We start from the raw sequence: 21,268 nt of genomic DNA, 5'->3' as shown, positions 1-21,268 counted from the left end.
TCATAAAGTGATTACTGATTGATACGCTGGTTCAGTCGATGTAGTAAAATAAAATAATTGATTTGTTTTTGATTTTTCACGTAATAATTCCATCATAACTTCTTTTCGAGTTGGATCAAAATGTACAAAACTGTCGTCAATGAAAAAAGGTAGCTTTGTGTTTGTAAATAAATCACTCAATGCTAATCGCAAAGAAATATACAATTGGTCCCTCGTTCCTTGAGATAGTTCCTCCAGTGCAAATAGCATATGCTGGTTGTTTTGTACATAAATCCATTGGTTCTCTTCTTTGAAGATAATATGTGTGTACATGTTGTTAGTCAACTGATTAAAGTACTTGCTTGCTTTATCTAATAGATCTGGAATATGTTGTGCAATAAAAGTTGATTTTGTTTGAGCGATTGTTTCACTTGCGATATGACATATTGCCCATTCTTTCGCATATGTTGCCAATTCATCTTTCTTAAATTGAATTTTTTGATGCAAATCTGATACATTTTCTAATTTCTCTAATTGTATAATGGTTGCATGAACTTCATTTAATTGTTCTTGTAAATGAACATGACTTTCTTTTAATAAACGAATATCTTGTTCTAATTTTTGTAAACTATCACTCAGTAACGCTTTTCCTTGATAATGTCCATCTTGAAAAGACTTAATCTCCTTTGTTGTAAACGACACTTTCAAACTGTCTATTAATTGATTGGTTTCTTCAAGTAATTTTGTTCGAATACGATAGTCTTCTCCACTTTTACGAAATGCTTCTTCACTAGCAACATTTTGTTCTTGTAGTAATTGGGTCATTTCATCCATGTAAGGCTTTTTCTTTTGCTTAAGTAAAGCCAATTCTTCTGTTAATACATCCCTGTCTTGTTTTAACAAAGCTAATTTATCTTTATTTTCCTTATTTGCTTGTGTAAGACTTCTAAGCTGCTCGATTGAGTCTACTTGGAATGATGTTATCATTTCTTTATGTTTCTTCTTCCAAGATGTTATTTCTTCTTCCATTCCCTTTATTTGATTGGTATTCCTCAAATAAGATTCATATTGTTCCATTATTCGCGATAGTTTGTGATATAAATTCACCCAATAAGATAAATCAATTGTTTGTAAAAAAGGATAGTGATTAATTTGATCACGTATCTTTTCTTCCATTTGATTTCGTTTCATATCAATAAATTGCATACGCTCAGATAATTTTAACTGTTCTATTTTGTGCTGTTTGATTAATTGATCTATCTGTTCTATTCTTGCTATCATTCGTTCTTGTTCTTCTATCCAGATTTGTGTTTCTTGTAATTGCTCCGTTGAATCTATATTTTCAGCCTGATATGTTACTTGGACAGGGGTGATGAGTTTTATGAGTACAAATACAAACAAACTTGGCAATATACCAATCATTGCAATAACAATCCCCCATTGCACTTGATTGATTACAAAAAGATAGAAAGCAATAAGTAAAATTGGAATACTTAGAAGTGGTATTTTTTTCAATTGATTCATTAACTGTTTTTGCCTCTTATTCATTTGTTGCATGGATTTCTGCTTAGAGACATTGTCTATTTCTTCTTTCGCCTTTTCAATCTCATAAGTTGATGCTACAAGCACTTCTTTTTCTCTTACTTCCTCTTCTAGTTCATGAATCAATGTTGTCATTGCTCGATACTCTTCGTTTACATATTGCTTCTCCATATTGTACTGTTCACTTTGTTTAGATAGCATATTCCATTCTTCTTCTGTTTGGAAAGAAAAATCTATCGTATCTAATTGTTCAAACGACAAAGAAATGTGTAGTTGATGTAATTGTAGTTCTATTTGCCGCTTTTCTTGTTCTGCTTGCTGCTTTAACTGGTGGAGTTCTCTCTCTTTGTCATGCATAGATTCATATGCTTCCATCTCAACTTCCATCTTGCTGATAGTAGATTCCTCTAACAATTCTGATGACAATCGCTTGATTTGTTCATCTAATGTTGCTTTTTTCTTTTTCACAACTTCTGCTTCACTCTGAATCGGGAGCATTTTCTCTTTAATATAATCCAGTCGCTCAATTCCATCTGTTGGAAAAGTTGCTTTGGCGTCTATTCGATTGTATTGCTGTGTCTTCATATACAATGATTCAATTGTTGTATAGTGAGTGAGAAGGAGTTTCACTTGATTATATGTTTTTTCTTTTTGATTTATCGTATGGTTATTGGCTTCTAATTGTTGCTCGATTGTATCTTTATTGGATAGTTGGAAAGCATATGTCTTTTCTTCATCTAATGCTTTTCTATAGGCAATATTTAATTCATCTAATTCTGCAAATAACTGATTCATCATTGGTTTCGTACCATTTGGTTTAAATAATGCTTGCTTCTTCTTATCTAATTCTTTTTCTGCAAAATAGATTCTATCCGTTCCAGTCATCCCTATCGCTAACAAGACTTCATTTAATGTGTCTACATCCATTTGCTGAATCTTTTGTAAATCCATCACATCAAATGAGAAAATCGCCTCATAAAATGAACGATCGATATGATTTAATTTACTTCTCAGCCATTCCTCATCTTCTATCTTACCGTTATGTAAGTAAATAACTGCTTTACCTTTATTCCTTTTGTATATACGTTCAATGATAATTGGTTCATCTGATAGACCTTCGATTGTCATTGTTCCACCAATGTTTCCACCTTGTTTTGGCATATATTTCTCTATTTCTTTAGGGGTTTGTCCGAATAATAAATAAAGCATACATTGCCGTAAAGTTGTTTTACCTGCTTCATTATTACCTGTAATCCATTGAATCGTATCATCACTAAAATCAAACGTATGATTGATCCATTTCCCAAAACCATATACATGCAGACGTGTTATTCTCACTCTTTTTCACCACCTACTTGCAATAAATATGTTGCCATATTTTCTGCTTCTAGTGTCCAATCTTCTAGTTCTTCCTCTGATATCGTATCAAGCCATTTACGGCCAGACGGATGGTTCCATAATGAATCAAGAAGCGTCCTCATTTTATCATTTTGTTGAAATGCGATATGCAATTGACCAAGAAAGTCTTTTCCTTCATACCATTCTCTTGGTAACTTTTGCTTCTTTAGTTTTATCACACTTATTTGTACCCAATTCTCTTCATTAGAAAATCGGTCATTTAGTAATGTCATTATTTCTTTTAACTGCCCATTCCTATTCCACTCTTCTAACTTTAATGAAGTATTCTCCAATGTCACTTCTATCATTACTTTTTTTTTATCTTTCATGTTTTTTTGTACAAGGGACTCTAGTGATAAATAAACATCTGTACTTTCTTCCATATTAGAAGCCTCTATTGTTATTTTTTTAAAAGTAACAGTGTGTAATGGAATAAAATCAAGTTGTGTCTCGTATCCATTATATGTAACTAAGTAACAACCTTTATCTCCTACTTCTTTCATAGACCTCCCTTGAATATTTCCAGGGTATACTACATAGGGATTTGTCGATATAACCTGCCTAGTATGAATATGTCCAAGTGCCCAATAATCGAACTGCTTTTGTTTTAATTCTTGTAATTGGAATGGTGCATACGTCTCATGGCTAGTGTCTGTAATCGATCCAAGAGAACCGTGCAATGTCGCTATATGATATGGCGCTTCTTCTGTTATTTGATATTGTGGAACCATATTCGTATCTACAACACGTTCTTCATAACTAAATCCATATATTTTAGCTACAACTTTTCCGGCTTTTATATAATCAAATTGTTCTACTTTTTCCTTTTCAAAAATATGTACGTTTTTAGGATAATTTCGTGGGAATGTATGGCAAGATAAATAATCATGATTTCCATAAGATACATATACTTGGATATTATATTTTTGCAATTCTTTAAATCCTTTAATCAATGTCATATGTGCCTTCATAGATTGATGCGCTTGGTCAAAGATGTCTCCAACAATGAGGACAAAATCAACCCTTTGTTTTATCGCTACTGTAATCAGTTGTTGAAAGGAAAGGTAGATACTGTTTCTCACATCTGCTACGACATTTTTCGGCATTGCGCTTATTTTTTTAAATGGACTATCGAGATGTAAGTCTGCTGTATGTATAAATCGAATCATTTCGTTTACATGCCTCCTCTTCTTTCTTATTCTAGCAGATACGATGTGAGAATGCACGTTCGGTATATATTTAAAAAGTAATAGCAACAAAATAAATAAACCGTAATCTCCTTATGCTTTAGGTGATTACGGTTATTCATATTTTATTTCTTGGATAATAGTAAAGCTTTCTTGAAATCTTTTAATGAAGTGGATGTACCATACATCAATACGCCACCTCTATAAATACGTGCAGCTAGTATTGCTAAGATCGCAATCGACAAAACTAATATTCCGATACTTAGAGCAATTTCCCACATTCCTACATCAACCATTCCCACACGTAAGAACATGGTCATTGGTGAGAAGAATGGTATAAATGATGATATCGTCACAAGCTGTGAATTAGGAGTGGATAATCCAAACATTGCAATCATAAATGCTGCGACAATGAGTAAAATGACAGGCATCATCATTTGTTGCACATCTTCTGTTCTACTAACTAGAGATCCGAGCATTGCTGCCATTGTTGCATACAAGAAATAGCCTAGTAAGAAAAAGACAATTGCATAAATGAAAGTCGACAATTCGATATCAGACAAACCAAAATATTCAAAGAATCCACCTTCTAATTCGTCTTTTTTATTCAATATAACTGCATAACCTACTGCCAAAAATAGACTCATTTGTGATAGACCAACTGCACCTATTGCAAGTATTTTAGCGAACATTTGGCTAGTTGGAGACGAGCTTGAAATTAATATTTCCATTACTCGAGATGTTTTCTCATTCGCGATATCCATTGCAATCATATTTCCATACGTAATGACGGCAAAATACAGTAAAAATAAAATAACATAGACAAGTCCTCTTGTACTACTTAACTGTTCTTCTGATTTTGCTTCTACTCCTGTCTCTTTGCTTATCAATTCTGTTTGAAAAGGAATAGGTTGATAAATATCTGTCACAATTGCTTGATCAATACCTGCTTGATTTGTTGCTAACTCCACTTTAATTTGTTGTAATAATTGCTCAAGTAACATTTCGGTTTCCCATTGATTCTCTGTTGTATAATATATCGGTTCGATTATTGTTGTTTCAGATGGTTGGATAACCAAGACGCCTGCATACTCTTCTTCACGTATAACAGTTTCAATATCTTCTTCTGCAAAATCCGCCTGTTCTAATGTGATTGTTTCATCTGTCACTTCTAATCTTTCATTTAACGTCGAAACAAGTTGATCCTCTTGTGTAAGAACGGCAATCCGGTCTTTACTTTCACTTTCATCCCCATCAAACATGCTTATAATCGTTGGTAAATTTGCAATTACAATAATAAACAATAGAAAAATTGCTGTTGTAATGATAAATGATTTCGCTTTTACTTTGGATAGAAATGTATGATTGAATACTGTCCAAAACTTATTCATACGATTCACCAGCCTTTTCTATGAATATATCATTTAAACTAGGCTCATCTATTTCAAATTTACGGATAAATCCTTTGCCAATTAGTGCATGTAAAATGGATTGTGAAATTTCCTCATTTTCAATTTGGCATAATATACCACCTGAGTAACGTTCTGTTTTGACAACACCTGGTAAGTCATTCACAAATGTTAAATCAAAATCTGTTTCTATTCTTAAGTTCTTCTTACCAAATGATCGTTTGATTTCACTAATATTACCGTGAAGAATACGATTTCCATCTTTTAACATACAAAGACTCTCACATAATTGTTCCACATGCTCCATTCTGTGTGATGAAAAGACAATTGTTGTTCCATTTTCCTTTAATTCTACTACAGCTTCTTTTAAAAGCTCGACATTGACTGGGTCAAGACCTGAAAATGGCTCATCTAAAATTAATAATTTAGGTCTATGTATAATTGCTGAAATAAATTGAATCTTTTGTTGATTCCCTTTTGATAATTCTTCCACCCGTTTGTCAATATTTTGAGGTACTTTTAAGCGTTCCAACCATTTAATTAATTCTGTCTCTGCATCTTTTTTGGACATTCCTTTTAACTTCCCTAAATAAATAAGTTGTTCACGTACTTTCAACTTCGGATAAAGTCCTCTTTCTTCTGGTAAATAACCAATTCTATCACTTTGTTTGTAATCGATTGGTTTCCCATTCCATTTAATAGTTCCCGAAGTTGGATCTAGTAAATTTAGAATCATTCGAAATGTCGTAGTTTTACCTGCACCATTTGCCCCTAAGAAGCCAAAAATCTGATTCTCATTAATTGTTAATGATAAATCATTAACAGCAGTATGTTGCTGGAACTGTTTTGTAACATGAGTAATCTCTAATGTCATGTTCTCCTCACTCCTCTCTTTCTTACATACGATTTATATTGTACGAATGTTTCGTTTTTTTTAAATTATGAAAATAATACAGATTTAAGATATATAAAAAGAGAGAACCCGATTTCCATCTGAATTCTCTCTTCACACTATTTAGCTTACTCAGCACTATATAATTCTTCAAGTGGTTTTGTAATGGTACGACTAATATCATTAATTAACATATTCACACGTTGTTCTTGTTCCATTAATTTAGAGATATCCTCATGTTGTTGAACTAATTCTACAACACTTTTTGCTTTTTCTACTTCTTCTTCCGTAATTTCTAATCCTTGCATTTGTTTTTGTTGTAACTCTAATTGTACATTGCGGAAGTTATCGAACATTTCTCTTGAAGACGGTTCATTCATTACTTTCTCATATGCTGCTTTTAAATCTTTGAACTCGTCACTTTCTTGAATTGCTACCTCTAATTGGTGTGCACTTTCTTGGATATTTGACATGTATAATCCTCCTAAACTAAATTACGAACTGCTTGTTTAGTAACAGTTAGTACAACTATAACAAAGATATAGATCATTATCCAATAAAGACTATAAATAATCCTTGAATCAATCCAATTACTCCACCTAACAGTGCGCCCAAATAAGTAATTAATTTAAATTCTTTTTTGGAAATAGATAATATAATTGTTTCAATTCTAGAAGTAGGAAAAGAAGCAACTTGTTTCTCGACCATTTTGGCAACTTCTAATTTATCTAGCATTGTCGGCACATATGTCATTAACTTAGATAACACTTGTTCCACTAGTTGTGGAATCCATTGCTCGTATACTTTTCTTTCCAATGGCTTTAACCATGTTTCGATTGGTTTGTTCATTAATTCAGATATATTTAATTGAGCTAGTATTTGTTTTTTAAGCGTTAAAATAACAGTGTCGTCTAGAATGATTCTATACAAATCTTCTACTTTCTTCTGTTTCAATTGAGTCCATTCGCTTTGTACAAGTGTTTCAATTTTGTTATATCCTTCTTCTGTTTGTATATACTCCTTTACGTAATAGTGTACTTTATTTGCTATATCCTCACTTGACACCATTGATAGAAGCATATTTCCTAAAAAACCTTTGGATTGTATATAGGTTTCCACTAACTCTTCTATCTTTCTTTTAGTTGTAGGCTCTTCCACAACTGCTATTATTTTATTGTATATATATGTCGTTATCGTATCGATATTTTGATCTAATTTTTGTGCAAAGTCTTCTGATATGACATCTTGTAATTGTTTTGATCCATTAGCATCCATTAGATTACGATATTTCTGTTCAATCACTTTCCCTATACGCTCTTCTACTTGTTCTTCTGTAATTGATACATCTAATTTATGTAACACATCTTTCATTGTAAGTTGTTGTGTAGTAAATTGTTGATACATTTTTCTACATACATGTTCGACATCATTTTTTACTTTCTCTTCTTGTAATTTTGCCTGTACACTTTCTGCTGTAACTAAATGTTCCACGACAAGTTGACCTAATTGAATAGCTAGTTGGTCACGTCTTTTTGGGATGACACCAGGTGTGAATGGAACACGCCATTTCCCAATATATTTTTTTTCGTATGGACGAAATAACATTTTAATTGCTAAAGAATTCGTTAAGCCTCCGATAAAAGCACCTACTGCAATCATCACTAGTAACATTCCTACTATTTCCAAAATTACCCCTACTTCCTTTTTGGTGTATAGTTCGTCTATTCCATACATAGAATGAAATGAACAATACATCCTTATATTAAATCATTTGCAAACTAACAAAGGACGGTTGCCTATGCGCTATCAATTACAAGTAAAATCATATCCTAATCAAAAACATCGAATCATTGTACCTTATGCAATTTATCATCAACATAAATCGATTCGAAAAATTCAAAACGGGCCTTATTTGTCTACATGTGAATGGTTAAGTCATAATAAAGACACATCTATTATTTATATATCCTCTTCGTTACTTCAACAACTACAACTTACTGTTGAACAAACATATACGATATCTCTTTCGAATTATTTGTGTTCTATTGTTTATCAATTAGGCATTTTCATCGCAAATATGGGACAAATAGACCGATATAGCGATTCATTTCAAACATTAGTAGAGACTGGTCATACATTCGGTTTTGATACTATTTTATTTCACTATAAAGACTTGGACTTCCACCATCATACTGTTACAGGGTATACCTATACAAACAACACATGGTCGAAGATTAGCAGTCCTATCCCTCCAGTTGTTTATAATCGTCTCCCTAATCGCAAAATAGAAGCACATCCTTCTGTTCAGCAACAAAAAGAACATTTAAAAACATATTCTATTATATTTAATCCTGATTTTTTTAACAAATGGAATGTCTTTCGATTATGTATGCAATCATCTACGTCTAGATATTTATTGCCACATACTATTTTCCAACCATCACAGAATACTGTTTTAGAATGGATCGAAAGAACTCCTTGTTATATAAAACCGATACATGGAAGTAAAGGAAAAGACATTTATTATTTAGAGAAAATCGATCATCACTACGCAATTACGTACACTCAAATTGGTGAACAAGTGACAAATAAATATAGCACATTTGAAGAACTATTTACCAATCATTTTGATGAAGGACTACAAGGATATGTAATACAAGAAGCCATTCCTTTACTAGCAAACGATCAAAAAAAGATTGATATCCGTGTACATACAAACAAGGATGAGCATAATAATTGGCACACTTCCATAATTTATATTCACCAAGAAGATCAAGTAAGTATTCTAACACATGCTTCTTATAGTGCAGACGTGTATCATTTGGATGATTATTTTTCTGCTAAAGAAGCAGAGTCTATCCAAAATAAATTAAATGCTATTGTGCTTTCATTAAGCAACCATCTTGAGCAACATTACAAAGGACAATTAGGTGAGCTTGCGTTTGATTTTGGGATAGACAATGAAAAAAAACTTTGGCTATTTGAAATAAACGCAAAGCCTGGTTGGTTTGTGTTTGAAGGATCTACTCTTTTCTATAAAGAATACAAAGAAATATGCCAATATTTGTATCGCTATGCATTTTATTTAGCAAAATAATTTGTGCGTATGTTTCTACTCTAACTATATAAACTATGTGTAGTTACATCATATAGCTAAATGTTAGGAGGAATTCATATGGCTAAGCCTTCGTCAAAAAAGGAAAAAGATGCACGTGAAGAGTATGAATTAGATGTAGATCGCATGATTAATGAAGGAATGGCTGGTGGAACAACGTATACTATACATGGAAGAATGCAAATTGAGCAAGCAAGAGAACTCCCAAAAGAAAACACCCCATTCCCACAAGAAACAGAAGGATGATACAAAAGCGAAAGGGCCCGGTTATAAACGTAGTGACTGGAGTAAATCAACTGAAATATAGGAATCACGAAGAGCTTGCGAATCGATGATGACTTATTGATCGTTGATTCGCGAAGTCGCCTAGTTTCTGGGCACTTGAGCTAGATGATACAAAAGCGAAAGGGCCCGGTTAGAAACGTAGCGACAGGAGCGAATCAAACAAAATAAATTTAGGCATTCGTCAAACAGTGGACGAATGCTTATTTTTTTCATCTAATCTTCTAGAAAATCATACAATAAAGCATTTCAACATATCTTTTGATATACTGTTTATAGAAGATATTAGTGTAAGAAAGAGGATAGGATAATGATATTTGACCAACTACAAGAAATGTTTCCAGATGCAATTAAAGCTACAGATGAAATGTTAAAGAATCACCATCACTATACATGGTTTCTTACATCAGAAAACGATATTATTGGTTTCCCAAAAGAGGAATTAACTAGACGCGAAGAAGCCTTGCTACATGTTTTATTGACACCATATCATGCAAATGAGCCACCAACTAATGAACGTGAGAAATTGTGGATGGATTTATTATTTCATCAAGACATGCCTCAAACACTTGTGGACACAAATGTTCAGAAGTTTCACTTTGTGTACTTTTCTTTTTCCGATGAAACTGTAGATCCAGAAGGGTTTAGAGAAGCAATTTATGGACTCTTTCCAAAGAAAACACCGATACTTTGGGAGAACAATCATGAAGGTGTATTAATCATTGAAGGAGAAGAAGCAACAGATGAGTTTCTCTCCTATTCGGAAATTATCGATGTATTAACAACAGACTTCTATATGAATATTCAATTATTTGTAGGTCCGACAATTTATGAATTATCTAAAGCCGCTTCCTACTATCATTGGATAAAAAAATGCTATCACATTACAAAGGATATCAACCAATCGGTATTGGAATACAATGAAGCAATCCCTTATCTTGTTTTGCACAATTTAACAAACGAAGAACAGGAATTAGTTTGTGAGTCAGTATTGTATAAAGTTCGTGAAGAGAAAGAGCTATTAAAAACCGTACAAGTCTTTATCGAATCCAATTCAAACACGACACTCGCAGCTAAGAAAATGTTTATGCATCGCAATAGCTTGCAGTATCGTGTAGATAAATTTATTGAAAAAACAGGCATTGATATCAAACAATTTGATGGTGCATTTGCGGTATATCTTTGTTTAATGTTAAAAAATAAATTAAATATATAGAAACACTTTTAATAGATTGGGAAATCGCTATTGTTCTTTACGAAAAAACACGACCGATTTTCTAGGACTTTTTCCAAGCACATATCAAATTTCATAGATATTAATTAAGTTACCTAATACTCAAAATTCAAACGATTCGTTATATAACTTATGAATCATTTGAATTTTGAGTTATTTAAGCATTCCTTCTCTCCAATTTCTTCATTTAACCTACAAGAATTTCATTTTCAAATTCAAAAGTAACCTTAAATATCTACTTTTACACACTTGAATCCGCTTTCTGTAATCGTGCACAAACAAGCCTATTTTTTTTGTGCATGTTTGCTATTTACGAAATCGTAAAATATTTGTAAACTTATACACATAGATGAAACGCTTTCAGATAATTAGGAGGGAATATAATGGCAGAACTATCACTAAGAAATATTGACAAAGTATATGACAAAGGCGGACAAAAAGCCGTAGATAATTTTAATTTAGAGATTAAAGACAAGGAATTTATCGTTTTCGTAGGTCCATCAGGTTGTGGTAAATCAACTACTTTACGTATGATTGCAGGTCTTGAAGAAATTTCAGCTGGTGAATTCTATATTGATGGAAAATTAATGAATGAAGTAGCACCAAAAGACCGTGACATCGCGATGGTATTCCAAAACTACGCACTATATCCACACATGAATGTATATGATAACATGGCATTCGGTCTTAAATTACGTAAGTTCAAAAAAGACGAAATTGAGCGTCGTGTGAAAGAAGCTGCTCGAATTCTAGGTCTAGAAGCATACTTAGATCGTAAACCAAAAGCACTTTCAGGTGGTCAACGTCAGCGTGTGGCATTAGGTCGTGCGATTGTACGTGATGCAAAAGTATTCTTAATGGATGAGCCTTTATCAAACTTAGATGCTAAACTTCGTGTACAGATGCGTGCAGAGATTCAAAAACTTCACCACCGTCTACAAACGACAACAATCTATGTAACACACGATCAAACAGAAGCGATGACAATGGCTACACGTCTTGTTGTTCTAAAAGATGGTCTGATTCAACAAGTTGGTGCACCTAAAGAAGTATATGACAAGCCTAACAACGTATTTGTTGGTGGATTTATTGGATCACCTGCAATGAACTTCTTTGGTGGTACATTAGAAGAAGGTAGCATGAATCTTGGTAAAACAAAAGTAAGTGTTCCTGAAGGAAAAATGAAAGTACTTCGTGACCAAGGTTATGTTGGAAAAGAAGTAATTCTAGGTGTAAGACCTGAAGATATTCATGATGAGCCTGTATTCTTAGATGCAAACCCTGGAACTAAGATTACTGCTACAATTGATGTTGCTGAGCTTATGGGTTCAGAATCTTACTTATACTCTGAAGTAAATGGTCAAGAATTCGTTGCACGTGTGGATTCTCGTACAGATATTCATGGCGGAGAGAAAATCGAATTAGCATTCGATATGCATAAATGTCACTTCTTCGATAAAGATACTGAAGAACGTATTAAATAATTTATTATTACAAAAGCTGCTAGTGTTGTAACTAGCAGCTTTTATTTACATTTCTTTTTCATTTATTGCAATCTCTTCTATGTAATTACAATTGGAACATACCCCAATATGAACACACTGATGACTTTCGCTTGAATTAGAGTATCCATCTACTCGTTGTTGTGTTTCTACTTCAACATATGCTGCATAATCTCCATAATAATCTACAACTTTCCCAGCATCTAACATATGTCCTTCACATTTCGGACAACGTTCAGTTAACTTTTCTAACCCATTACACAAAAAACATAGATACATGATAAACCCCCATCGATATGCACTTTACTTCTATTTTGTACAAAAGTAAATCTCATATTCACATTCACATAGCAAATGCTATATTTCATTAAAATCAAGGAATTTTCCAAATGATAGCTCACATTATAAAAAGGGAATACTCTTCACATCTGAAAAGTATCCCCTATTTTTAATCATGTATTATTTTGGTTGTCCACCGCTGAATTGTTGTTCAGCCATTTGCACTAGACGTTTTGTAATTTCGCCACCAACTGAACCGTTCGCACGGGCAGTTGAATCAGCTCCAAGATTTACACCAAATTCTTGTGCGATCTCATATTTCATTTGATCTAGAGCTTGTTGTACTCCTGGAACAACTAGGTTATTTGAATTGTTAGTTGCCATCTTTGATCACCTCCTGTACACATATTGTGAACAAAAAGGAGATCTATATGCTTCTTTTTTATTAGTAATTTATAGCATTATTACCATTCGTCAGATTATTTCGGATAAGTCATTTCTTCTGGCTTAATCCATTCGTCAAATTGTTCAGATGTCACTAGGCCTAATTCCATAGCGGCTTCTTTTAATGTTGTGTTATCTGCATATGCCTTCTTTGCAATCTTTGCAGCATTTTCATATCCAATATGTGGATTTAATGCAGTAACTAACATGAGGGAATCATTCAAATTCTTTTCGATTTGCTCATGATTTGGTTCAAGTCCAATTAAACATCGATCATTAAAGGATACCATACTATCAGCAAGTAATTGTGCCGATTGTAGGAAATTGTATGCAATCACTGGCTTAAATACATTTAACTCAAAGTTACCTTGGCTTGCTGCAATACCAATTGCTGTGTCGTTACCCATTACTTGTACTGCAACCATTGTCATTGCTTCACTTTGGGTAGGATTCACTTTACCTGGCATAATAGAACTTCCCGGCTCATTTGCAGGAATCGTAACTTCTCCGATACCACAACGCGGTCCGCTTGCTAACCAACGAACATCATTTGCGATTTTCATTAAATCTGCAGCTAATGCTTTCAAAGCACCATGAGCAAATACTAATTCATCATGACTAGTTAATGCATGGAATTTGTTAGGTGCACTAGTAAAATCTTTGCCTAAACACTTATTTATTTCTTCCGTTACACGTTCAGAGAACTCAGGATGTGCATTCAATCCTGTTCCAACTGCTGTTCCACCAATTGCTAGTTCTTTTACATATGTTGCACTATTTAAAATCATTGTTTCAGATTTTTCAAGCATTCGATGCCAACCACTAATTTCTTGTCCTAAAGTTAATGGAGTAGCATCTTGTAAATGGGTACGGCCGATTTTCACTATATCTTGAAACGCTTCCATTTTCTCTTTTAATGTTGCTTTCATTTTCTCTAAAGCTGGCAAGACGACATCTTCTAATTTTACCAATGCAGCAATATGTAATGCCGTTGGATATGTGTCATTAGAGCTTTGAGATTTATTCACATCATCATTTGGATGTAACACGAAAGACGAACCTTGTTCTTTTAACCACTCATTTCCAACAAATGCAATTACTTCATTCACATTCATATTCGATTGTGTACCACTACCTGTTTGCCAAACAACTAACGGGAAATGGTCGTATAATTCACCTTTTAGAATTTGGTCTGCTGCATATGTAATAGCTTCTGCTTTTTGCTTGTCCATTAAGCCTAACTCTGCATTTACAATTGCTGCACTCTTTTTTAGAATTGCAAAACCATCAATAATTTCTTGTGGCATCAATTCATTCCCAATAGGAAAGTTCTCTTTACTACGTTGTGTTTGTGCACCCCAATATCTGTCATTAGCGACTTTAATTTCACCTATAGTATCACGTTCTATACGATAATCCATTCTTTCTCCCCCTCGTAAATCGAATTCCTCTATATTGTACCAAATATTAACGAAAAAGTAGATGATAATGTATAGTACTAAAAAAGAAAAAAATTAGTGGTAGTGTCCCACTAATTTGTCTCAACATATGGTAATCCTGTTCGAAATAGTCCTTTTGTTTCCATACCGCCTAACCCTTTTTCACCTGTTAATGTGTTCTTCAATACATCATATACATTCACTTTTTCCATGAATGGTGTATATGCAACTTTAGCAACAACATACACAGGATCAAGTGCATGAATATTAATTCGATCTGGTGAGCTTGCAAAATTGGCACCAGATCGAATTAATGATTCAAAATGAGATTGACATGCACCTGCAAAAATAATTAATTGATCTAAATTTGGTTGCCAATTTCTTGCTTTCCTAACTGTTTCAACAAAGTATTTTGAATTACGATATGCGCTTAGTTCTTTTTTGGACCCTTTTGATTCAGAATAAGAATCATGCCCTGTGACAACTAATATTTCTGGTTGTACTTTGCGAATAATATGGTCAATCTCTAATGGCAACTCACTCTCTTGCACATATACACCATGAACTTGTAGTCCTAGCCGTTGATATAAATCAATACATTTCTTTAAGTAAAGGCGATCACCGTCAATATGAAGTACTTTTACAGGTAATTGAAATCTCTGAATATTTCTAGGTTCATTCTTTTCGTGTTCTGTCTCTTTTTTTTCTTTCATTAATTGGTAATCTTGGCGAAACAAGCGATAAGAATATTCTTCTTTATCTTTCATTTCCTCTTTTCGTTCTTGTAACAAGTCTTCCGGCAAGATACGAATATCATTTATTGGTGCATCTGCTTCTAATCGTAAATCTTCCCCGTGTAATACGACTGTATCACCGACAATTTTTTTAATTCTAAAAATAATATCATGTTCATATGAGTGTCTTGTCACAAGCATGCCAACAGCTACATTCACATTCTCACCAACTTTCCACATTTCTCTTCTTATAGGCTATGTGAATGAAGCTGTTTTGGTGCGCTATCTTATGGATACAAGCCGAAAAATTCTTCTAATGTCAGATTTGCTTCATAGACTTCTTTTGCTACGTCTTTCCCTACATATCGGATATGCCATGGTTCATAACTGTAACCAGTAATTGCTTCTTTTCCTTCTGGATATCGTATAACAAAACCAAATCGATGTGCATTATCCGCTAACCATTTCCCCTCATCTGTTTGAATAAAACTTGGCTCAAGTACAGATACTAAAGCAGCTGATGCAACATCCATTGTCAAACCTGTCTGATGCTCACTCGTTCCAGGTTTTGCAGAATATTTATCTGCGTGTTCCTGACCATTTGTCGCAACATTATTCTCATAGATTACTTTTTGTCTGTCATAAGAACGATAACCCGATACTGCAATGAGATCTAATCCTTCAGTTTCTGCTGCTTGGAACAATTCTTCTAAAGCAGTCGCTGCTACTTTTCGAATAAGACGTTTTGGATCTCCTTCTTCCGCATAAAAATCCACATTTGGTTCAACTAAATCTGTAGGTTCATACCCATCAGGTAGCTTTCTTTGTTTATTTACAATCACATCAATACTATTCGGATCTGGAACTACAGTTAATCCATCTTCTGTTTGTGTTCCATTTACAGGTACATCTTCTTCTATCTCTTCCTCTTTTTCTGATTGATTTATTTCCTTGTCTATATCTCCATCGATTTCTTCATTCTTTGCTGGAGATTCTTCTGGTTTCTCATCCTGAGCAATATCTTCATTATCCTCTACTATTTGTTCCTGATCATTTACGTCTTTTTGTGCATCTTCTTCATTTTGACATCCTAGTAATAACACACTTACTAAAATCCCTGAATATACGATTTTTTTCATATTTGTCCCCTCTTTACGCAAAAAAAATACATGTAACATCTTTAGTTTCTATATACAAACACTGTTACTACTATAACATAATTAAATAAACCTCGTCTTGTATTTTTAGACGAGGTTTATTGTTAAGATTCCCAAATATAATCTTTGTAACTGTCACTATACATGATAAAATCTTGATGATTTCTATCGTCAATTGCTTGATTGATTCTTTCATCTAAGCGTGCTTTATTCCAGTTAAAACAAAGATTATCTAAAATTAACTGTGAAGCAAGCTTGATTTCATAAGATATCTCTCTTCTAGCTAATATTTCCTTATTACTATTTTGGACAAATGGTACAAGTTGATAATTCATCTTTTGTTTTTTCATGGAGCACGCCTCCTTTTAACTATATGTGTATTAAACAATTCCCAAATTCGTGCATGTCTAAACAATATTTCTTGTAATCTTTTTCAATTAAATTATTGAATGATTTCGTTTGTAGTGTGGAAAGACTAGAAGTAGACGATTTTCCACTTCTTTTGGTATGCTAATATAGGAAGACATATCTTTTTAGAAAGTGCAGGGCTAAAAATGAATACATACGATAACTATAAACAAGGAGAAAAAGGTGCATGGTTAAGTATTATCGCATATTTGATACTTGCCATTATAAAATTGATTGCAGCCTCTGTCGGTAATTCTACTGCATTACGAGCAGATGGGTTAAATAACACAACAGACATTATTGCATCTATAGCAGTACTAATCGGTCTTAAAATCTCACGAAAACCTCCTGATGATGACCATCACTATGGACACTTCCGCGCAGAAATGATTGCATCCTTACTTGCCGCATTTATTATGATGTCAATAGGTATACAAGTTCTCGTTGATACGATTCGATCATTATTTACATTGGAATTCCACCAACCAGACATTCTCACAGCATGGGTTGCATTAGGATCCGCTATTTTTATGTATCTTGTATATTTTTATAATGTGCGATTGAGTAAAAAGATTAAGAGTCAAGCATTGTATGCAGCAGCTCAAGACAATAGATCAGATGCTTTAGTCAGTATCGGAGCATTTGTGGGGATTATTGGTGCACAATTTCACTTATATTGGTTAGATCCACTTGCTGGTTTGATTGTTGGAGTAATTATTTGTAAAACAGCATGGAACATTTTTAGTGAAGCTACCCATACACTTACAGATGGTTTCCAACCAAAACAATTAAAAAAAATTGAGAAAAATATTTATACACATCCAGATGTATTAGATATTAAAGATGTAAGAGGTAGAATGCATGGGAATCACGCGTTAATCGAAGCAACCATCTTCGTAGATCCAAACCTTACAGTCGAAGAAAGTCATTTAATTACAGAAAATATAGAAGAAAAGCTAAAAGAAGATTTAGACATCCCAAGAGCTCATATTCATATAGAGCCATATGAGGAATATGAAAAATAGGGATTTCTATTTAAACACATAAGACGTGTAGAATGCCATGCATAATGGGATTCTACACGTCTTATGTGTTTCTTAATAATACCCTTGTTAATCATACAACTAAAAATCTTCAACTATTATCTCTCGCTAAGGCGAGTTTATTTAGATAGATCGTCTTGATTTGTTAAAATAAACGGTCCTTCTTTTGTAACTACAATCGTATGTTCAAACTGCGCAGATCTACTGCCATCTACTGTTCTTGCAGTCCAACCGTTTTCATCCATTTTGCTTTTCCAATCACCTTCATTAATCATCGGCTCAATTGTAATAACCATGCCCTCTTTTAGACGTGCACCTTTTCCTTTTTCACCATAATGAGGAATGTGTGGGTCTTCATGAATTGTACGACCGATTCCGTGTCCAGTAAAGTCTCTAACTACAGAGAATCCTTCTTCTTCTGCATATGATTGAATAGCATGACCTATATCCCCAATACGATTACCGATTACTGCTTGGTCGATGCCTTTATATAAAGCGGTCTTTGTCACATCCAATAACTTTGCCGTTTTCACATCCGCTTCTCCAACTACATATGTCCATGCAGAATCAGCTAAACCGCCTTTTAAATTAACTACCATATCGATTGTAACAATATCACCATTTTCTAATTTTTCTGCACGCGGAAAACCGTGACAAATCTCATCATTTATCGAAGCACATGTTGCATATTCATAACCATTGTAACCTTTTTGTTCAGGTGTAGCTTCATGTTCTTTTAAGAATTTCTCTACAAACTGGTCAATTTCTTTTGTTGTTACGCCCGGTTTCACCATTTTTGCAATTTCTTGATGACACTTTGCCAATACTTTTCCAGCATCATGCATCATCTCTATTTCACGCTTACTTTTTCTTGTAATCATTTTTTTTACTTCCTTTCACACCAATTAAGTCAGAAAATACTATTATAAATTTTAACATAAAAAATATGTATTTAAAAAAGATATTCTTTGCTTTCTTGAAAATGTGAAAAACTGACAATGGATTCCTCCATCATCAGTCTTTCTTTTGTTTTATATAGTTGGTTGGTTCGTCTTAGAAACCGCCGTAGCCCCAAGAAGCACCGATAATGATTAATAGAATAAATAACACGACGATTAAAGCGAAACCAGAACCGTATCCACATTGTGCACCCATCAATTATCCCTCCTTTAATTCTTACACTTATAACGTATGTTAGAGAGTGGGAAATTGTCATTCAATTTTTTAAAAATGGGTGGATACCTATTAAAAGATATCTTTGACACTATAATAATCACCATTCACTATCTTTTCCGATTGTAATAGACGATCAACTAATACTTTTGCTACCACTTCTGTATCTCTTAAATCATTGTTTGTTTTGTATACTTTAAAATGGTCCACATCGATAAATTGTGATGAATCACTTGAGCGAATCTCACCTTGCATATCTGTATCCATAATACTTGGGTCAAAAAGAAAAATTTTATTTCCTGTTTGCAATGTATCTTGCTCCATTGCAACAGTGTCTGTATATCGATCTAGACCAGCCTTTGTGCTACCATATGCACTCCAACCATAAACAGATCTTTTCGCTGCACCTGATGTCACGTGAACAATTACAGAAGGTATCTTAGATTCGCGCCACTCATCCAGCCACAAATTCGTAATAACCATTGGTGCTAATAAGTTGACATGAACATGATTCTTTAATGCATCGACAGATTGTTTCCCTACTTGTTCAATCGGTGTAACCATCGCAGCATTTTGAATCAATAATAGCGAATCTACTTTTTCTTGTTTAAGCTTTGAGATGATTTGAGACATAACTGTTACCGTCTCATCCATATTCGCTAAATCTGCTTTATAATGAGTATATTGAGAAGTCAAAGAAGCGAACTCTTTATTCTCATTTCTTGCAATTCCAATTACATGATAAGATGCTTTCATTAATAATTTTGCAATGGATGCTCCAAGCCCTTTGGATGTACCTGTAATTACCGCATACTTCATAAACTCACCTCATTAAATTTTTGCCGAATCAAGTGCTTGTGTAAATGTCTCAATAATATCATTTGTTTCTTCAATTCCTACTGAAATTCGAATAAGACCTTTTGTTATACCTAATTCTTGTTGTACATCTTTTGGCAAGTTACGATGAGATGTTCCTAGTGGATAAGAAACACTTGTCTCCACACCTGCTAGTGTCGCAACTATCTTGATCCATTGTAATTCATTGAAAAAAGTATCTATATTCGCATTATCAGTGATATCTATTGTAACAATAGCACCATTGCCCTTTTCTGAAACAAAAGTAGGGTAGTATACTTTATTTACTGCAGGGTGTTCAGATAATGCATCCGCTAATGCTTGTGCATTACGTGTATGACGTTCCATTCTAACAGCTAATGTCTTTATACCTCTCACAGTCAACCACGCTTCAAACGGGCTTAAATTCGTTCCTAAATTGACACATTTTTGCTTTGCTTTAGCAATTAGTTCTTCGCTTCCTACTACTACACCTGCAGTAATATCACTATGTCCACCTAAATACTTCGTTGCACTATGAACGACAATATCGACACCTAATGTGTATGGACGAACCAAATAAGGTGTGGCAAACGTATTATCCACCATTGTTTTTAGTTGGTATTTCTTCGCTACTTTTACTACGTTCTCTAAATTCTCAACTCTTAGTAAAGGATTCGTAATAGATTCTGTATATAACAAGCACGTATTAGCCTGTATGTATTGCTCTAAATCCTCTTCAAATGACACAAAACTAACTTCAATACCAAATGAAGCTAATTCTGTAACAAGTAATTCATATGTACCGCCATACAAATCCTTCGATGCTATAATATGGTCTCCAGATTTAGCTACAGACAATATTCCGACCATAATTGCTGAAAGTCCAGATGATGTTGCAATACCAAGTGGTGCTTCTTCTAGATTAGCTACTGCTTTCCCCAATTCATCTGTATTTGGATTACCTACCCGCGTATATAAATAGTCACGATCCCCTTGATAAAATTGTTCGATATCATCTAAATTTTTAAAGGTGAATGCAGATGTTTGGTGGATTGGTGTGACTTTCGTTGGAATACCACCATCTCTTTTCATTGTTACATGTACTGACTTTGTATCAAATCCTTGTCCCATTTCGATCTCCCTTTCTGTTTCTCTACTTATTACTTTAACGCAATACGTGTCGTTTTAAAAGAAAAAAGTCAGAAAATTGAATT

Annotated in this window: 21 protein-coding genes; 5 read left to right on the top strand and 16 right to left on the bottom strand. The window is 33.8% G+C overall.

Annotated elements, in window-relative coordinates:
* From ACFOZ1_RS12735 to ACFOZ1_RS12710, 6 genes are all read right to left on the bottom strand, one after another.
* Positions 1–2,859, bottom strand: a complete 2,859-nt coding sequence (locus ACFOZ1_RS12735) for an AAA family ATPase (protein ID WP_390199860.1) — start codon at positions 2,857–2,859, stop codon at positions 1–3.
* Positions 2,856–4,088 (bottom strand): metallophosphoesterase family protein, encoded by a 1,233-nt coding sequence (locus ACFOZ1_RS12730; RefSeq protein ID WP_390199858.1) that lies wholly within the window; start codon positions 4,086–4,088, stop codon positions 2,856–2,858. Before ACFOZ1_RS12730 ends, ACFOZ1_RS12735 begins: the two co-directional genes overlap by 4 nt.
* Before the next feature lie 143 nt (positions 4,089–4,231).
* Positions 4,232–5,497 (bottom strand): ABC transporter permease, encoded by a 1,266-nt coding sequence (locus ACFOZ1_RS12725; RefSeq protein WP_390199856.1) that lies wholly within the window; start codon positions 5,495–5,497, stop codon positions 4,232–4,234.
* The gene (locus tag ACFOZ1_RS12720; protein WP_390199854.1) at positions 5,490–6,389 is read right to left on the bottom strand and encodes an ABC transporter ATP-binding protein; all 900 of its coding nucleotides are present in this window, start codon (positions 6,387–6,389) and stop codon (positions 5,490–5,492) included. The genes ACFOZ1_RS12725 and ACFOZ1_RS12720 overlap by 8 nt, the downstream gene beginning before the upstream one ends.
* Before the next feature lie 146 nt (positions 6,390–6,535).
* Positions 6,536–6,880 carry a YlbF/YmcA family competence regulator gene (locus tag ACFOZ1_RS12715; RefSeq protein WP_390199852.1) on the bottom strand — a complete coding sequence of 115 codons (345 nt, stop codon included), beginning with the start codon at positions 6,878–6,880 and terminating at the stop codon, positions 6,536–6,538.
* Between the two features lie 76 nt (positions 6,881–6,956).
* Positions 6,957–8,093: a DUF445 domain-containing protein gene (locus ACFOZ1_RS12710; protein WP_390199850.1), complete on the bottom strand. Its 1,137-nt coding sequence runs from the start codon at positions 8,091–8,093 to the stop codon at positions 6,957–6,959.
* Positions 8,094–8,205: 112 nt separating this feature from the next.
* On the opposite strand from ACFOZ1_RS12710, the gene ACFOZ1_RS12705 reads away from it, so the two are divergent.
* The 4 genes from ACFOZ1_RS12705 to ACFOZ1_RS12690 all read left to right on the top strand — a co-directional run bounded on the left by ACFOZ1_RS12705 (position 8,206) and on the right by ACFOZ1_RS12690 (position 12,522).
* Positions 8,206–9,504 (top strand): YheC/YheD family endospore coat-associated protein, encoded by a 1,299-nt coding sequence (locus tag ACFOZ1_RS12705; RefSeq protein WP_390199848.1) that lies wholly within the window; start codon positions 8,206–8,208, stop codon positions 9,502–9,504.
* A 78-nt stretch (positions 9,505–9,582) separates the two neighbouring features.
* Complete coding sequence (locus ACFOZ1_RS12700; RefSeq protein WP_390199846.1) at positions 9,583–9,768, top strand: hypothetical protein; 186 nt, start codon at positions 9,583–9,585, stop codon at positions 9,766–9,768.
* Positions 9,769–10,114: 346 nt separating this feature from the next.
* Positions 10,115–11,020 carry a PucR family transcriptional regulator gene (locus tag ACFOZ1_RS12695; protein WP_390199844.1) on the top strand — a complete coding sequence of 302 codons (906 nt, stop codon included), beginning with the start codon at positions 10,115–10,117 and terminating at the stop codon, positions 11,018–11,020.
* 401 nt (positions 11,021–11,421) lie between these two features.
* Positions 11,422–12,522 carry an ABC transporter ATP-binding protein gene (locus ACFOZ1_RS12690; RefSeq protein WP_390199842.1) on the top strand — a complete coding sequence of 367 codons (1,101 nt, stop codon included), beginning with the start codon at positions 11,422–11,424 and terminating at the stop codon, positions 12,520–12,522.
* 45 nt (positions 12,523–12,567) lie between these two features.
* Here the strand turns inward: ACFOZ1_RS12690 and ACFOZ1_RS12685 are convergent, their stop codons facing one another.
* The 6 genes from ACFOZ1_RS12685 to ACFOZ1_RS12660 all read right to left on the bottom strand — a co-directional run bounded on the left by ACFOZ1_RS12685 (position 12,568) and on the right by ACFOZ1_RS12660 (position 16,943).
* A complete protein-coding gene (locus ACFOZ1_RS12685) occupies positions 12,568–12,819 on the bottom strand; it encodes a hypothetical protein (protein WP_390199840.1) in 252 nt (83 codons plus the stop codon).
* A 180-nt stretch (positions 12,820–12,999) separates the two neighbouring features.
* On the bottom strand, positions 13,000–13,203 hold the full coding sequence (locus ACFOZ1_RS12680; protein WP_390199838.1) for a small, acid-soluble spore protein, alpha/beta type: 204 nt from the start codon (positions 13,201–13,203) through the stop codon (positions 13,000–13,002).
* 95 nt (positions 13,204–13,298) lie between these two features.
* A complete protein-coding gene (fumC, locus tag ACFOZ1_RS12675; RefSeq protein ID WP_390199836.1) occupies positions 13,299–14,684 on the bottom strand; it encodes a class II fumarate hydratase in 1,386 nt (461 codons plus the stop codon).
* 110 nt (positions 14,685–14,794) lie between these two features.
* Positions 14,795–15,676, bottom strand: a complete 882-nt coding sequence (gene yabG, locus ACFOZ1_RS12670) for a sporulation peptidase YabG (RefSeq protein WP_390199834.1) — start codon at positions 15,674–15,676, stop codon at positions 14,795–14,797.
* A 47-nt stretch (positions 15,677–15,723) separates the two neighbouring features.
* Complete coding sequence (locus tag ACFOZ1_RS12665; protein WP_390199832.1) at positions 15,724–16,575, bottom strand: M15 family metallopeptidase; 852 nt, start codon at positions 16,573–16,575, stop codon at positions 15,724–15,726.
* Between the two features lie 122 nt (positions 16,576–16,697).
* Positions 16,698–16,943 (bottom strand): IDEAL domain-containing protein, encoded by a 246-nt coding sequence (locus ACFOZ1_RS12660; protein WP_390199830.1) that lies wholly within the window; start codon positions 16,941–16,943, stop codon positions 16,698–16,700.
* 204 nt (positions 16,944–17,147) lie between these two features.
* On the opposite strand from ACFOZ1_RS12660, the gene ACFOZ1_RS12655 reads away from it, so the two are divergent.
* A complete protein-coding gene (locus ACFOZ1_RS12655) occupies positions 17,148–18,026 on the top strand; it encodes a cation diffusion facilitator family transporter (protein WP_390199828.1) in 879 nt (292 codons plus the stop codon).
* A gap of 137 nt (positions 18,027–18,163) precedes the next feature.
* Here the strand turns inward: ACFOZ1_RS12655 and map are convergent, their stop codons facing one another.
* The 4 genes from map to ACFOZ1_RS12635 form a co-directional block, all read right to left on the bottom strand.
* Positions 18,164–18,925: a type I methionyl aminopeptidase gene (gene map, locus ACFOZ1_RS12650; protein ID WP_390199826.1), complete on the bottom strand. Its 762-nt coding sequence runs from the start codon at positions 18,923–18,925 to the stop codon at positions 18,164–18,166.
* A gap of 172 nt (positions 18,926–19,097) precedes the next feature.
* Positions 19,098–19,199, bottom strand: coding sequence for a YjcZ family sporulation protein (locus ACFOZ1_RS12645; RefSeq protein WP_390199825.1), 102 nt, complete (start codon positions 19,197–19,199; stop codon positions 19,098–19,100).
* A 90-nt stretch (positions 19,200–19,289) separates the two neighbouring features.
* Entirely contained in the window at positions 19,290–20,036 is a 747-nt protein-coding gene (locus ACFOZ1_RS12640; protein ID WP_390199824.1) for a (S)-benzoin forming benzil reductase, read from the bottom strand.
* 12 nt (positions 20,037–20,048) lie between these two features.
* Entirely contained in the window at positions 20,049–21,185 is a 1,137-nt protein-coding gene (locus ACFOZ1_RS12635) for a trans-sulfuration enzyme family protein (protein WP_390199822.1), read from the bottom strand.
* Positions 21,186–21,268: the final 83 nt, after the last annotated feature.

This window comes from Gracilibacillus marinus (assembly GCF_042651725.1).
Taxonomy (GTDB): domain Bacteria; phylum Bacillota; class Bacilli; order Bacillales; family Amphibacillaceae; genus Gracilibacillus; species Gracilibacillus marinus.
Note: the sequence above shows the minus strand (reverse complement) of the source record. Positions and strands in the feature narration are given on the sequence as shown.